We start from the raw sequence: 14373 nt of genomic DNA, 5'->3' as shown, positions 1-14373 counted from the left end.
GTGGCCCGAGGGTCAGCGACTGAGGTCGCAGCCCATCTCGGTGGTCAGGAAGTAGTTGGCGTCCTTCGCGTAGCTCTTCTCCAACTTGGTGTAGAAGCCCGCCTTGCCGAACGACCAGGCGACGTTCCGCTGCGGATCGGCGTTGAGCGTCGGCGCCTGGTCGTCGAACTCGGCCAACGTCCCCGGCAGCGCGGGCAGCAACTCGGAACCGTCACCGGTCGGGGCGTTCAGGCTGTACAGCGCCCAGCGGTGCAGTTCGGGGCTGCGCCAACTGAAGGTCATGCCCAGGCATCCCGTCCTGGCCAGGGAGCCCATCATCTTGCCGTAGTCCGGCGCGTCGGCGAGCGATCCGCTGGTCTCGTCCACGAGCTTGCGCAGCCATTCCGCGTTCCTGCACTCGGGCTCGATGACGGGATAGAGGTTCATCGTCTCACCGTGGAAGTCGGAGGCGACGAAGAACGCCCTGCGCAGACCGTGCCGGGCGAAGAACTCGGCGTGCGCGGGAACCGACTCGGGTATCGCCGAGAGCCCGAAGAGGTCCTCGATCGGTCGCACTCCCGTGAACGTCCACACCTTTGCCAGGCCGCGCCCCGCTTCGAAATCCAGTCCAGCCTGTGTGGCATTGCTGAACGTGTCGAGCACCTCGCGCTGGAGCCGGTCGATCGGTTCGGTGCCACGCCGCAGCAGGTCGTTTCGACGCGCGATGTCGACCAGATCGTTTTCCCACTTGTAGAAGAAACGGTAGTAGAGACCGTCTCCCGGCTTGGTCGTGGTCTTCGTCTGGACGACGGAACGGTCAATTTCCTTCGCGAAAACGTCGAGACTCTTGCGCACCATGGCGCCGTCGAACGGAACGGACCTCTTGTCGGCCAGGTTCTGGAGGTCCGCGTAAAACTGCCCGGGCTCGTACGAGACGTCGTCAAAGATTTCGATCATGGTTCCCCCGTTGCGAAAGTGCAGAAGTGCAGAAGTGCAAAGGTGCGGAAGTGCGGAAATACGGAAGTGCGACCGCGCTGGTGCTAACCCACTTGCCGGCTCAGAGAATCTGAATCCGCTGCAGATGGCGCGTGGAATCCCCGTGGAAAGCGTTGCGGCCGTGCAGCAACGCGTGGTTGTCCACGATCACGATATCGTTGTCGCGCCATTCGTGCGCATAGCAGACAGCCGGGTCGTGCAGACGCGTGCTGAGGTCTTCCAGGGCCGCCTTGCCCTGGTCGGCCGGAACGCCCTGCACGTCGAGGAAGAGCGGGTTCAGATAACGCTCCGGGTCGAGCGGCTCGGCATAGCGAATGGTGCGCTCGCCGCTTGCCGGGTGCTCGCCGAGGAGCGGCGTGGTGACCAGGCCGCCGTAGTGCTCGACCTTGTCCGTCCGGTACGTGATCTCCATCTTCTCCCAGAGCGCGACGTCCTCGGGGCTTGCCTCCCGCAGGACCCTGACCGTGTCGGAGAAGACGGTCTCGCCGCCGCCACCGGCGGGCGGCGCCGTGATGCACTGGAAGAGGAAGAACCGCGGCACGGCGGAGGCGAACGCGCCGTCCCAGTGGAAGGGCACGTCGCCCTTGGCGAAGAGGTAGTTCTGCGGCTCATCCCTGATTTCGAGGTCGAGCACCGGGCCGAAATCCCATTCCAGGATCTTGCCCCACTCGCGGCAGTACTCGACGAGCTCCTCCTTCGGGAGCATCTCCAGGCCGCGCAACACGACGACCCGGTGCTTCCGCGTCAGTTCGTCGAGCTCCGCGACCGGAAGGGACCGCAGGTCCGCGCCGCTCTCGTGCTTGTTGAGGACAATCCCGAACGGTTGCAGTTCGGTTGCTTCGTCCATGACACCGCTGTGCGACACATCAACACCTTTTCTGCTGGGGTTCGGAATGTGCGAGGCGGCCGGGGCGGCGAGGCTGCCGAGGGAACTCCGCGCCCAGGTGCCCGGTGACGAGCCGTGAACTCGTCGGGTCCCGGGGGCTGGTGATCGAGGGCAACCCCGTGTTCCACCGTCAGCCGCTGACCGTGCGTGCGAACGGGGCGAAGGTCGGTCCCGGCGGCGCGTGGAGCACGACGCCGGAGGGGGCGGGCGATGTGATGTCGGCGTGCGTTTCCCGGAAGAGGGGCGACCCTAGGCGACGGGGTGTCGGGCGATCTCGTACGCCGTCGTCGCCTTGTGCGTGAGTCGACTCTCGTGCTTGCCGTTTCGGTGCACAGAAACATCCTCCGCGGGATTTCCATGGATTCCGTGGAACACCTTGCGAGCGTCCGTGCGGTTCTCGCTCGCCGGCGAACTGCTGCCAGCGATACCGCTCAATCCGGGAATGGGGATGATCGATCGTCGTTGCGCTGCATGCCAGATAAGCCTTCCCCCCGACCCTGGGCGGTTCGTCGATCCGTCAACGTGCCCATGCATCAGACGTCGTCCACGCGCCCCGCATGTCAATGACTCTGCCGTGAGAATTCCCGACACGTCACCGAATACGCGACCGCTTAAGCAGATTATCATGCGGATGCCCGGCCGAAGTGGACATATCGACTCGATGGTGAAGCTTCACAATCGAACTGATCGCCACCGGCTTGACATATCGGCCGCCGTGCGCGCGTCGGCTACTTATGGCCAGACCCGCAAGGGCCGCGAACGGGAGCCGGTGTCGCCCGGCTCACCCGACGGCCACCGCCCCGCACCATCGGGCTGACGTGCCACGGAGGCGGCGGCACCGGCGAGGTCCGCGAGGTGGTCGGGCGCGGTCGGTGATCGTCTCCGCGATCGGAATGCGCCCCGGAGCGCGGGCCGAGGCGGGCGGGAAGCCGGGGAGCGCCCGCCGGCGCCGGGGCGAACTGTGGTCCACATGGTGAGCAAAGCCGCCTGCCGCGCGTGAACAACGCGGAGTTGGCGCCCCCCCCTGTGCCATGAACGGACGCTCGCTTTCCGCGGCGGCGCGCACCCGCACGCGGGCGAGCCGCGACCGTCGGGGGCGTCGGTCGGTCCGCCTCTCACCTGCGGTGGTCGCCCGAGCGCGAACTCCCGCGCTCCTTCTTCCGAGCCCTCGAACTCCCGGCCTCCGCATTCGGGTCCACGACCTTTCCGGGACTCGCCTTGGCACGTGGCCCGCCAATGGTGGCGGTCCGCTCACGAAAGGGCTGTCGAGGTGCTTTCGGGAAATGCCGTTCTCTATACCCCTAGCGCCTTTTCCACGCACTTTTCGAGGCGGTTGGCACGGCGGATATCCGGTGTTGGTATCTGGTCCCGGTACCTGGCGCCGCGATTTCGGCTCGGAGTTTTCCGCGGAAAGTAAGGAGAAGGGGGCGGGGCGGGTACAGGGCCCGAGTCCCGGTGGCGAAACGCGGCCGGACCCGGCCCCGTTCGCACGGGACCGGGGACCGGGACCGGGGACCGGAGACCGGGGGCCGAGTGCCGGGGAGCCGGGGAAGCAGCGGGGTCACTGCCCCCTGGCCGCTGCACACGGTGGCCCGTTGGCGTCGCCGCGCGCCGGGTCAGCCCGTGGGCCGACTGCCCGGGAAGCCGTGCCGGCGCGCGGCGAGGACGACCGCGAGCACCGGGACGAGGAGCAGCAGGACGGCCCACGGGAACGAGTCGCTGCCGAACCCGTCGAGCAGGAGGCCACCGAGTACGCCGCCGCCCGCCATGGCGCCGTTCCAGAGCGTGACGAGCATGGCCTGCGCGGCGTCGGCGGCCTTCCCACCGGCGTCGGCGGCGGCGGTCTGCAACAGGGTGGGCACCCCGCCCCAGCCCAGGCCCCACAGGACGGCGGCGACGTAGACGAGGGCGGCGTGGTCGGAGAGGACGGCCAACAGCGCGGCACCCACCGCGACCAGCAGGGTGCTGGCGATGGTCAGGACGCGCAGTCGGTGGTGGATCTGCGCGCCGACGACCCAGATGCTGGCCAGCGACGCGACGCCGAAGACGAGGAGAACCATGTCGGTGCTGTCGCCCAGGCCCAGGTCGTCGAGGTACGGGGCGATGTACGCGTACAGGATGGTGTGGGCCAGGACGAAGACGAGCGTGACGAACAGGACCGGGGCCACGCCCGGTACGCGCAGCGCCCGCAGCATCCTCGGCCGCTCGCCACGCCCCTGCCCGGGGTGGTCCGGTACCGCCGCGACGATCCACACCAGCAACACCACCGTCAGCGCCGTCATGGCGAGGAACGCCACCCGCCAGTCGGTCACCTTGCCGAGGAAGGTCCCGGCGGGCACGCCGAGCGAGAGCGCGAGCGGGATGCCCGCCATGGCGATGGCGATCGCCTTGCCCTGGAGGTGAGCGGGCGCCATACGCCGCGCGTACCCCGCGAGCAACGCCCAGGCCAGGCCGGCCGCGACACCGGCGACGAACCGCGCCGCCATCGTCAGCCCGTAGTGGGACGACACGGCGGTGACGGTGTTGGCCAGCGCGAAGCCGGCCATGGCGGCCAACAGCAGCCGCTTGCGGCGCCAGCCCGCCGTGGCAGCGGTCAGCGGGATGGCCGTCAGGGCGGTGCCGATCGCGTAGATGGTCACCGTCTGCCCGGCTGCGGACTCGCTGACCCGGAGGTCGTGGCTCATCGCGGGCAACAGGCCGGCCGGGAGCGTCTCGGTGAGGCTGGTGACGAAGACGGCGGTGGCCAGCGCGAGCAGGGCGAACAGCGGGAGCCGCTGCCGATCCTGCCCGCCGCCCCGCGCGCCACCCCCGGCGTCGGGGCCGGGGCCGGCGGGGGGACCGAGCGCGGTGTCTGATGCGGTGCTCATGCGAGGTACTCCGGTTCTGGTGAGATGCGTGGCTCGGCGGCCGGGCCGCACGGGGCCGGGACTGTGTGTCTGGGTTGGTGTGGGTGGTGAGTGGCGGGTGGTGGGTGGCGATGGTGGGTCGGAGGCTGCGCGCGGGGCGCGGCGTACGCAGCACGGGCACGGGGCCGTGGAGCACGGGGCGTGGAGTGCCGGGTACGGGGCCGTGTGGCGGCGCCGCGCGGGTCACGCGTGGCCGAGGCCGCCGTCGACGGGGAGCCGCGCACCCGTGGTGAAGGTCGCCTCCGTCGCCAGGAAGAGCGCGGCGCGGGCCACCTCCTCGGCGGCGCCCAGCCGACCCAGGGGCGGGAGGGGCACGGCGGCGGCGCTCGGCGCCGCGATACAGCTCGCGGTCACCGCGTTGACGCGGATGCCGCGGGTGGCCAGTTCGGCGGCGAGCGCGTGCGCGGCGGCGGGGCGGAGGGGAGCGAGGCACGGAGCAGCGGTGGGGGACGGAGCAACGGGGCACGGAGCGGCGGTGGGTGGGGCGGGAACGGTGAGCACCACCGCGCCGCCGTCCCGCAGGTACGGGGCCAGGGAACGTACGGCCGCTACGGCGTCGGCGAACACCAGGTCCACACCGCCGGCGGCGGCGAGTCGGGCGCCGAGCGCGCCGGGGGCCACCACGTCGGCGGCGGGGCCCAGTTCGCGGCGCAGCCGGGCGTGCTCCCGTGGCGTACCGGCGGTCAGCAGGACCCGGGCGCCGCCCTCCACGAGGCGCTTGGCGATGGCCAGCCCGATGTCGCTCGCCGCGCCGACGATCACGGCCTCGGTCCCCGCGTACCTGGTCATGCGTGCCACTCCCGTCCCGCACCCGTCGTCCGCGCCGGGTGTGCGGTGTGTCCCGGCGAGAAGGACTGTGCACGGGGTCGCTTCGGAAAACCTTCGGATCGGCTGCGGCCCCCACACCCACGAGCCGCCCCACGCTCGCCCCGTGCCCCGTGCCCCGTGCCCCGTGCCCCGTCCCTCCGGCGGAGCCGCCCCGTGCCCCGTACCGCACAGACGGGGCCACGCCGCCCCGCCCCGTACTGCCGCCCCGTGGCCCCGTACCGCTCAGGAACCGCCGCCCAGACGCGGCTATACAGTGACGCGCATGCGGTTTGGGGTGCTGGGGCCACTGGTGGTGTGGGACGAGGCGGGGAAGGCGGTCACGGTCCCCGAGGTGAAGGTCCGGGCGCTGCTCGCGGACCTGCTCGCGCACGACGGGGGTCCGGTCGCGACGGATCGCCTCATCCACGACCTGTGGGGCGACCAGCCGCCGAGCAGGCCGACGGGCGCCCTGCAGTCCCGGGTCTCCCAGTTGCGCCGGGTCATCGGCCGGGACCGGGTGGTGCGGCAACCGCCCGGTTACGGGCTGCGGCTGCGCGAACCTGATGGCCCTGCCGGCGCCGCCGGTGCCGCCGACGAGGTGGACGCCGCCCGGTTCGAGGCCCTGGTCGCCGAGGCCCGCCAGGTACGCGAACCCGGCGCGCGCGCCGCGCGGTTCGCCGAGGCGCTCGCCCTCTGGCGGGGGCCCGCCTACGCGGACTTCGCCGACGAGGAGTTCGTACGCCCCGCCGCGCGGCGCCTGACGGAGCAGCGGCTGTCCGCGCTGGAGGAGCGGGCGCGGGCGCGACTGGCCGTGGGGGACCACGCGGCCGTCGCCGGCGAACTCACCGACCTCGTGGTGCGGCACCCGCTGCGCGAGCGCATGCGCGCCCTCCAGATGCGGGCCCTGTACGGGGCGGGGCGGCAGAGCGAGGCGCTCGCCTCGTACGAGGAGTTGCGGGTCCGTCTCGCGGAGGAGTTGGGGGTCGATCCGAGCCCCGAACTCAGCGAACTGCACCAGGCGGTGCTCCGGCAGGACCCGCGCCTCCTCCCCACCCCGTCGCCACCGGGCCCCGCCGCCCCGTCCGCCCCACCGGCGACCCCGCCTGCCCCACAACCCGCGTCCGCGCCGTATCAGCGCGAACCGACCCGCCCGGCCGAAAGCTCGGCCGAGGGCTCGCCCGCCGAGGCGGTCGCACCGCCCCTCGCGGGCCCCGGTGCACGGTTGCCCGCGCCCCTGACCTCCCTGATCGGTCGCGGGCAGGACCTCGCCGAGGTCGGGCGGCTCCTCGACGCCGCGCGCCTGGTGACCCTCACCGGGCCGGGCGGCGTGGGCAAGACGCGGCTGGCCGTGGCCGCGGCGAGGGAGGTGGCGGGCGATGCCGAGCGGTTCCCCGACGGCGTCTGGCTCGTCGAGTTCGCCGGCCTCCGCGCCGCGACCGCCGATGACCTGGCGCAGGCGGTCGCCGCCGCCGTCGGCATCCGGGACGATGCCGCGCTGGCGCCGCGCGGCACCCACACCCCCGCCCCGCCGTACCGCCTCGCCGCCGCCCTGCGCGACCGCCGCGCCCTGCTCGTCCTGGACAACTGCGAACATGTCGTGGACGCCGCCGCCGAACTCGTGACCCTCCTCCTGCACACCGCTCCCGGCCTGCGCGTGCTGACCACCAGCCAGGAGCCGCTGGGCCGCACCGGCGAGTCTGTGTTCCTGGTCGAGCCGCTGCCGACCGCCGACGCCGTGCGACTCTTCCGGGAGCGCGCCGCCGCCCGCGCCCCCCGGCTTCCCCGCCGACCCGGGCCCCGCTGACTCCACCGACCCCGCCGACCGGGACGCCGTCGAGGAGATCTGCCGGCGCCTGGACGGCCTCCCGCTCGCGCTGGAACTGGCGGCCACGCGTGTGCGCGCGCTGGGCGTGCGGGAGCTGGCCGCCCGGCTCGGCGACCGGTTCCGCGTCCTGACCACCGGTCAGCGCGGGGCGCCCGCCCGCCAACAGACGCTGCGGGCGGTGATCGACTGGAGCTGGGAACTCCTCAGCGCGCCTGAGCGGATCGTGCTGCGCCGGCTGGCGGCGTTCGGCGGCGGCTGCGACCTGCCGGCCGCCGAGGCGGTCTGCGCGGGGGACGGGGTCGCCCACGACGACGTGCTCGACCTGGTGACGCGGCTGGTCGACCGGTCCCTGGTGGTCGTCGTGGACGCGCCGACCGGGCGGCGCTACCGGCTCCTTGAGTCGGTCGCCGCGTACGCGCGCGAGCGGCTGGCCGACATGGCGGACCTCGACGCCGTACGCGAACGCCACCTGCGCCACTACCGCGCGCTCGCCGAACGCGCCGCGCCCCGTCTGCACGGCGCCGAACAGCGGGTGTGGCTGGCCCGCCTGGACGCCGAGGCCGACAACCTGCGCCAGGCGCTGGACGAGGCGACGGGGCCCGCCGCCGCGCCGGGCGCGGCCGACGACGCCGCACGGCTGGCCACGGCGCTGGCCTGGTGGTGGCTGCTGCGGGGCCGGCTCACCGAGGGCCGGCGCGGCCTGCGGGCCGCCCGCGCCGCCCGCCCCGTGGGCGCCGCCGGAGCCGACCCCGGGGCCGCCGAACTGACCCTGCTGCACGCCGCGTTCGCGCTGCTCACGGGCGACCGCGAGGTGGCCGTCGAACGGTCCGTCGCCGACGCGGTCCCAGACCCCGCGCGCCGCGCCCGCGCCCTGTGGCTGTGCGCGTACGGCCTCTTCAGCGCGGGCGCCACCGCCGAGAGCGACGAACTGAACGCCCACACCCTCGCCCTGTGCACCGCCGCGGGGGACCGGTGGGGCACGGCCGCCGCCCTCGCCCTGCGGGCGATGCTCGCCCTGGTCCGTGGCGACCTGGCCGCGCTCAGCCGCGACGGGTTGCGCGGCGCCGAACTCTTCCGTGAACTCGGCGACCGCTGGGGCGAGTTGCAGACCGTCTCGCCGCTGGCCGCGCTGGCCGAGATCAAGGGCGCGTACGAGGAGGCGGCGCGCCGCCAGCACGAGGGGCTGCGCATGGCGCGGGAACTGGGGCTCGCGGCGGAGGTCTCCGCCCGGCTCTCCGGCCTCGGCCGCCTCGCGCTGCTGTCCCGCGACTGGGATCGGGCCCGCGACCTGCACGAGCGGGCCCGGCGCGGCGCCGCCGAGCAGGGCTACACCTACGGTGTGATCCACTCCGAGATGGGCCTGGCGCTCGGCGCGCGCCGCACGCACGACCTGGACGCCGCCGAGGCACACCTGCGGCACATCGGCGACGGCTACGCGGCGGTCTCGTCGCGGGCCGGCGACCACCTGCGCCTGGCCGAGCTGGGCTTCGTCGCGGAGCTGCGCGGGGACGCGGCCCTGGCCGCCACGTACCACCTGCGCGGCCTGGACGTCGCCCGCTCCCTGGACGAGCCGCGCGCCATCGCCCTCTCCCTGGAGGGCATCGCGGGCGCGCTCACCCGCTCCGCCGACGAGCCCGCCGCCGCCAGCGCGGCCCTGCTGCTCGGCGCAGCCGACGCGGCCCGGCGCTCCGTGGGCGCCCCGTTGCCGCCCGCCGAGCGCGGCGACGTCGACCGTGCCACGGCGGCGGCCCGCGCCATCCTGGGCGCTCCCGCGTTCGCGGCGGCGTTCGCCCGTGGCGCCCGCCTGACCACGGCGGACGCGGCCCGGCAGGCCCGCGCGGCGGCCGAGCGGCTACGGGGCGGGGTCGAGCGCGCCGCGAACGACGGCCGAGGGCGCTAGCCGGTCACCCGCCGTCGGCCTTGCCGAGCAGGTAGCGGCGTTCGACCTCGTTGTCGGTGAGGTCCGCGGCCTCGCGGTACAGGGCGGCGGCGCGGCCGGCGTCGCCGGACAGGTGGGTCAGGTGGGCGCGGACGGCGCGTTCGCGTTGCCGGGTGAGCGTGTGGCGGTCCAGGCCGTGGCGCCGGTTGAGGTCGTCGAGGAGGGCGAGCCCCCGGGCGGGCCCGAACGCCTGGGCGACGGCGACCACGCGGCTGAGCCGGACCGGGGCGCTCGGGGCGAGCCGTTCCCACCACAGGTAGAGCATCGCGATCTGCGGCCAGTCGGTCTGCCGGGAGGAGGGGGCCGCCGCGTGCAGGGCCGCGATGGCCGCCTGGAGCTGGTACGGCCCCGCCGCGCGGCGGCCCCAGACGCCGTCGATCAGCGCGGTGCCCTCGCGGATGAGGTCACGGTCCCACCGCGTACGGTCCTGCTCGTCCAGCGGTACGAGCCCGCCGTCCGGGCCGGTGCGGGCGGCCCGCCGGGACTCGATGAGCAGCATGAGCGCCAGCAACCCGCTCGCCTCGGCGTCCTCGGGCGCGGCGGCGTGCAGCATGCGCGCCAGCCGGATCGCCTCGCCGGTGAGGTCGAGCCGGGTGAGGGCGGGCCCGGCGGTGGCGGTGTACCCCTCGTTGAAGACCAGGTAGAGCACCCGCATGACGGCGGCCATCCGGCTCTCGCGGTCGGCGCCGGTCGGCGGCGTGAAGCGGGCGCCGGCGCGGGCCAGCCGCTGTTTGGCGCGGCTGATCCGGGTGCCCATGGTGGCCTCGGACGTGCCGTGGGCGTGCGCGATCTCGGCGGTCGTCAGCCCGCCGACGGCGCGCAGGGTGAGCGCGACCTGGGAGGCGGGCGCCAACTCGGGGTGGCAGCACAGCAGGAGCAGGGTGAGGCTGTCGTCCGTCGCGGGCGCGGGCTCCGCCGTCCGGGAGGCGAGTTCGACCAGGCTGACGTCCCGCTCGCGCCGCTGCCTGGCCTGTTCGGAGCGGAGCAGGTCCACCATGCGCCGGTAGCCGACGCGGATCAGCCAGCCGCGCGGTTGGGCGGGAACACCCTCGGTGGTCCAGGCCGCGTGCGCGGCGAGCAGCGCCTCCTGCACGGCGTCCTCGGCGATGTCGAAGCGGCCGAAGCGTCGCGTCAACGCACCGAGCACGTGCGGCGCCTCGGTGCGCAGCAGATGCTCGACCTCCCTGGCGTCCCCGGCCGTGCCGGCCCCGACGCCCACGCCGGCCCCGTCGCTCCCGTCGGCTATGCCAGCCTTGTCGGTTACGTCGCTCATCGCCCGCCCCGGTGGGCCGCTCCCGCCCGGTCGTACGGCGGGCGGAGGCGAGGGTGGCGGCCTGGCGAGGCGGTCACGGTGCGAAGTCCTCGCCCATGACCGGCCGGATCTCGATCGGCTCGCCCAACGCCCGTACGATCCGGGCGGCGATCTCCGTGGCCCGCTCCCGGTCGCGGACGTCGATGACGGCGAAGCTGGCCAGCACTTCCTTCAACTCGGCGAACGGCCCGTCGGTCGCCACCACACCCTCCGGCGTCGGGCGCACCGTCGTGCTGACCGCCGGGTGACCCAGCCCCTCGGTGCTGACCAGTTCGCCGGAGGCGATCAGCTCCTTCTCGAACTCCCGGTACACCGCGAAGGCGGCCAGCGCCTCCTCGGACGGGGCGTCGGCGGTCGCCGCGTCCCACGCTTCGGCCGGTGTGTAACCCAACAGCAGGTACTTCACGGGGCACTCCCAGTTCTCGGTTCGACGATGTTACGGGCGGTCACCCGGATGGTGAGGGCGAGCGCGACGGGGCCGGCTCGGCCCCCGCCCGCAACCTCGGAGCCACGAACCCACCTTCGACATCCGACCGATGTGACGTGCATCACGGCGGCGGCCTGTCGAGAACCCGGCCCGGGCCACGAGGTACCGGGCAAGCAACCCACCGAGAGGGAGAACCCGATGTCCGAGACGACCACGACCGAGACCAGCCACGCGCACCAGCCGCCCGCCGAGCCGACCGCCGAACTCCGCGCCCTCGCACCGCTGGTCGGCACCTGGAAGGTGACCGGCGGAGTGGAGGGGACCGTCCGCTACGAGTGGCTGGCCGGCGGGTACTTCCTGGTCCAGCACGTCGACCTGGTCCAGTTCGGCGAGCCGGTCACCGGCATGGAGGTCATCGGCAATCTCCGCCCCTACGGCGAGCCGACCGGCGCGGACGTGGCCTCCCGCTACTACGACTCGCAGGGCAACACCTTCGACTACGTCTACGAGCTGACCGGCGACCAGCTCACCATCTGGGCCGGAGCCAAGGGCAGCCCCGCCTACTTCCGGGGCACCTTCACCGCCGACGGCACCACCATGACCGGCGACTGGGTCTACCCCGGCGGGGGCGGCTACACCTCGACCATGACCCGCATCTGACCGGGCCCCGCACACCTTCCGCGGCCCGGCGGGGTCAGACCTTGACGACGCGGATGTCGGGGCGGCGGCACAGCACGAGGAGATCCTCGGGGTCCGACGTGAGTACGGTCACGGGAGCGGGCGCGGCGAGTGCGGTGGCGGCCACGATGGCGTCGAGTGCGTACTTGTGGCCGTGCAGGCCGGCAGCGGCGAGGAGCTTGCTGGCGTGGCGGGCGATGGCCTCGGTGGGCGGGACGATGTTCACGCGGGAGACGGCATAGTCGAAGCGGGCCTGGTTGACCTTGGGGTCGCGGGCTTCGACCAGCGTGACGGAGCTGGTGATCACGCGGACGTCCTCCTCCTCGGCCGCGACCAGCCACTCGGTGACTTCGGGGGAGCGTCGTACGAGTTTGGACAATCCTTCACAGTCCAGGACGAGCGTCCCGCTCACGCCGCGTCCACCGAGCCGGCCGTGTCGCCGCGGAGAATCGCTCGCTTGGTTTCGACCGCCGCCCTGTCCACCGTGCCGTGTTCGGTTTCGGCGTCTTCGATGAGCTCACGCAGCCGCTCCCGCTCAAGCTGGCGCTGGATGAGGGCTTCGACGTAGGCGGACATCCCTCGCTTGCCGGTACGTGCCTTGAGGGCGGCGATCGTGCCTTCGTGGAGGGAAACGGAGACCGGACGCACGGGGCCTTCACCGGGTGCGGAAGGGGCAGCCATAGGCCCACTTTAACAAAACTCTTGTTATTGGGTCATCGCCATCTACCGGCCCGGTCCCTCACCTGGGTCTCGTTCGCCGTTGTCACCGGCAGGACCGCTCCCCACGGCACCCGGGTAGGAGCCGAGCCGAGCAGGTGCGACGAACCCCAGGTGGCATGCCGATCCACGAAGGTTCTCCGAGGTTTGTCACACCTCTCCCGGCGCCGCCCCGGAGAGCACGCGAACAGGGAAGCCCCGACCGGGGCGGAAGACGCTGAACCGCCGGTCGGGGCCCCTCCCCTCAGCACTCGATGACGTTCACCGCCAGCCCGCCCCGCGCCGTCTCCTTGTACTTGACCTTCATGTCCGCGCCCGTCTCCTTCATGGTCTTGATGACCTTGTCGAGCGAGACGTGGTGGCGGCCGTCGCCACGCAGCGCCATGCGGGCGGCGGTGACGGCCTTGACCGAGGCCATGCCGTTGCGCTCGATGCACGGGATCTGCACCAGGCCGCCGACCGGGTCGCAGGTCAGGCCGAGGTTGTGCTCCATGCCGATCTCGGCCGCGTTCTCCACCTGCTCCGTGGAGCCGCCGAGCACCTCGGCCAGGCCGCCGGCCGCCATCGAGCAGGCCGAGCCCACCTCGCCCTGGCAGCCGACCTCGGCGCCGGAGATGGACGCGTTCTCCTTGAACAGCATGCCGATCGCGCCGGCCGCCAGCAGGAAGCGGACGATGCCGTCCTCCTGCTCGCTCTGCGTCGAACCCTTCGCCACGAAGTTGACGTAGTAGTGCAGGACGGCGGGGATGATGCCGGCCGCGCCGTTGGTCGGGGCGGTCACCACGCGGCCACCGGCCGCGTTCTCCTCGTTGACCGCCATCGCGTACAGCGTGACCCACTCCATCGCGTGCGCGGCCGGGTCACCCTCGGCGCGCAGCGCGCGGGCGGCCGTCGCGGCCCGGCGGCGGACCTTGAGGCCGCCGGGCAGGATGCCCTCGCGGGACATGCCGCGCGTCACGCACGCCTGCATCACCCGCCAGATCTCCAGCAGGCCCTCGCGGATCTCCTCCTCGGTGCGCCACGCCTTCTCGTTCTCCAGCATCAGCCCCGAGATGGACAGGCCCGTCTCCCGGGACAGCCGCAGCAACTCGTCGCCGGTCCGGAAGGGGTGCGTGAGCACCGTGTCGTCCAGCTTGATCCGGTCCTCGCCGACCGCGTCCTCGTCCACGACGAAGCCGCCGCCGACCGAGTAGTACGTCTTCTCCAGGAGCGGCACCCCCTCCGCGTCGTACGCGAAGAGCGTCATGCCGTTGGCGTGGTAGGGCAGCGAGCGGCGGCGGTGCAGGATCAGTTCGTTCGGCTCGTCGAAGTCGATCTCGTGGTCGGTGCCGATCTCCGCGCCGAGCAGCCGCAGCCGCTTGGTCTGGCGGATGCGCTGGACCTCGTCGTCGGCGCGCTCCACGTCCACGGTCTTCGGCGAGTAGCCCTCAAGCCCGAGCAGCACCGCCTTGGGCGTGCCGTGGCCGTGTCCGGTGGCGCCCAGCGAGCCGAACAGTTCGGCCCGTACGGCGGTGGTGTGGGCCAGCAGGCCCTCGTTCTTCAGCCGGCGCACGAACATGCGGGCGGCGCGCATCGGGCCGACGGTGTGGGAGCTGGAGGGACCGATGCCGATGGAGAAGAGATCGAATACGGAGATGGCCACGGTGGCTGACCCCTTTGTCTGCTCGGTGTGGGCGGTTCGGAGTGCGAAGGGAGAGAGGCTGGCGGTGCGGGCCGGGGTTGCGCGCCCATGGGGCTTGGGACTGAGGGGACCCCGGGGGCGACGGACGGGAGGGGACGGGTAGTGGCGGCCCTTGGAACGGGCGGGGCGGGGTGGCGCCGCTGGTGCGGTGCCGGATGCGGTTGTCGGGACGTACGGGCCGGGCGGGCCGGCGGGTGGTGCGCCCGGCCGGGCGCGGGCC

At 73.1% G+C, this 14373-nt stretch carries 10 protein-coding genes and 1 pseudogene; 2 read left to right on the top strand and 9 right to left on the bottom strand.

The features are described 5' to 3' along the window. Nucleotides 1–12: 12 nt before the first annotated feature. The 4 genes from OYE22_RS08375 to OYE22_RS08360 all read right to left on the bottom strand — a co-directional run bounded on the left by OYE22_RS08375 (nt 13) and on the right by OYE22_RS08360 (nt 5556). Entirely contained in the window at nt 13–936 is a 924-nt protein-coding gene (locus OYE22_RS08375; RefSeq protein ID WP_277319811.1) for an aromatic prenyltransferase, read from the bottom strand. A gap of 100 nt (nt 937–1036) precedes the next feature. Next, complete coding sequence (locus OYE22_RS08370; protein WP_277319810.1) at nt 1037–1822, bottom strand: TauD/TfdA family dioxygenase; 786 nt, start codon at nt 1820–1822, stop codon at nt 1037–1039. A gap of 1655 nt (nt 1823–3477) precedes the next feature. After that, nucleotides 3478–4728, bottom strand: a complete 1251-nt coding sequence (locus OYE22_RS08365) for an MFS transporter (RefSeq protein WP_277319809.1) — start codon at nt 4726–4728, stop codon at nt 3478–3480. Nucleotides 4729–4950: 222 nt separating this feature from the next. Then, nucleotides 4951–5556: an SDR family oxidoreductase gene (locus tag OYE22_RS08360; protein WP_277319808.1), complete on the bottom strand. Its 606-nt coding sequence runs from the start codon at nt 5554–5556 to the stop codon at nt 4951–4953. A 301-nt stretch (nt 5557–5857) separates the two neighbouring features. Here OYE22_RS08360 and OYE22_RS08355 point away from each other — a divergent pair. Then, nucleotides 5858–9299, top strand: a pseudogene (locus OYE22_RS08355) (BTAD domain-containing putative transcriptional regulator). A 4-nt stretch (nt 9300–9303) separates the two neighbouring features. Here OYE22_RS08355 and OYE22_RS08350 read toward each other — a convergent pair. Together OYE22_RS08350 and OYE22_RS08345 are read right to left on the bottom strand one after the other, a co-directional pair. Then, entirely contained in the window at nt 9304–10611 is a 1308-nt protein-coding gene (locus tag OYE22_RS08350) for a sigma-70 family RNA polymerase sigma factor (RefSeq protein WP_277319807.1), read from the bottom strand. Between the two features lie 73 nt (nt 10612–10684). Beyond that, nucleotides 10685–11056, bottom strand: a complete 372-nt coding sequence (locus OYE22_RS08345) for a YciI family protein (RefSeq protein WP_277319806.1) — start codon at nt 11054–11056, stop codon at nt 10685–10687. Between the two features lie 219 nt (nt 11057–11275). Here OYE22_RS08345 and OYE22_RS08340 point away from each other — a divergent pair, with 219 nt between their 5' ends. Then, nucleotides 11276–11737 carry a hypothetical protein gene (locus tag OYE22_RS08340; RefSeq protein WP_277319805.1) on the top strand — a complete coding sequence of 154 codons (462 nt, stop codon included), beginning with the start codon at nt 11276–11278 and terminating at the stop codon, nt 11735–11737. A 34-nt stretch (nt 11738–11771) separates the two neighbouring features. On the opposite strand, the gene OYE22_RS08335 is transcribed toward OYE22_RS08340, so the two are convergent. The 3 genes from OYE22_RS08335 to OYE22_RS08325 all read right to left on the bottom strand — a co-directional run bounded on the left by OYE22_RS08335 (nt 11772) and on the right by OYE22_RS08325 (nt 14114). Next, on the bottom strand, nt 11772–12167 hold the full coding sequence (locus OYE22_RS08335; RefSeq protein ID WP_277319804.1) for a PIN domain-containing protein: 396 nt from the start codon (nt 12165–12167) through the stop codon (nt 11772–11774). Then, nucleotides 12164–12436, bottom strand: coding sequence for a hypothetical protein (locus OYE22_RS08330; protein WP_277319803.1), 273 nt, complete (start codon nt 12434–12436; stop codon nt 12164–12166). The genes OYE22_RS08335 and OYE22_RS08330 overlap by 4 nt, the downstream gene beginning before the upstream one ends. Nucleotides 12437–12716: 280 nt before the next feature. Beyond that, nucleotides 12717–14114: an L-serine ammonia-lyase gene (locus OYE22_RS08325; RefSeq protein ID WP_277319802.1), complete on the bottom strand. Its 1398-nt coding sequence runs from the start codon at nt 14112–14114 to the stop codon at nt 12717–12719. Nucleotides 14115–14373 lie beyond the last annotated feature (259 nt).

Origin of the sequence: Streptomyces sp. 71268, assembly GCF_029392895.1 — a bacterium.
Lineage (GTDB): Bacteria > Actinomycetota > Actinomycetes > Streptomycetales > Streptomycetaceae > Streptomyces.
Note: the sequence above shows the minus strand (reverse complement) of the source record. Positions and strands in the feature narration are given on the sequence as shown.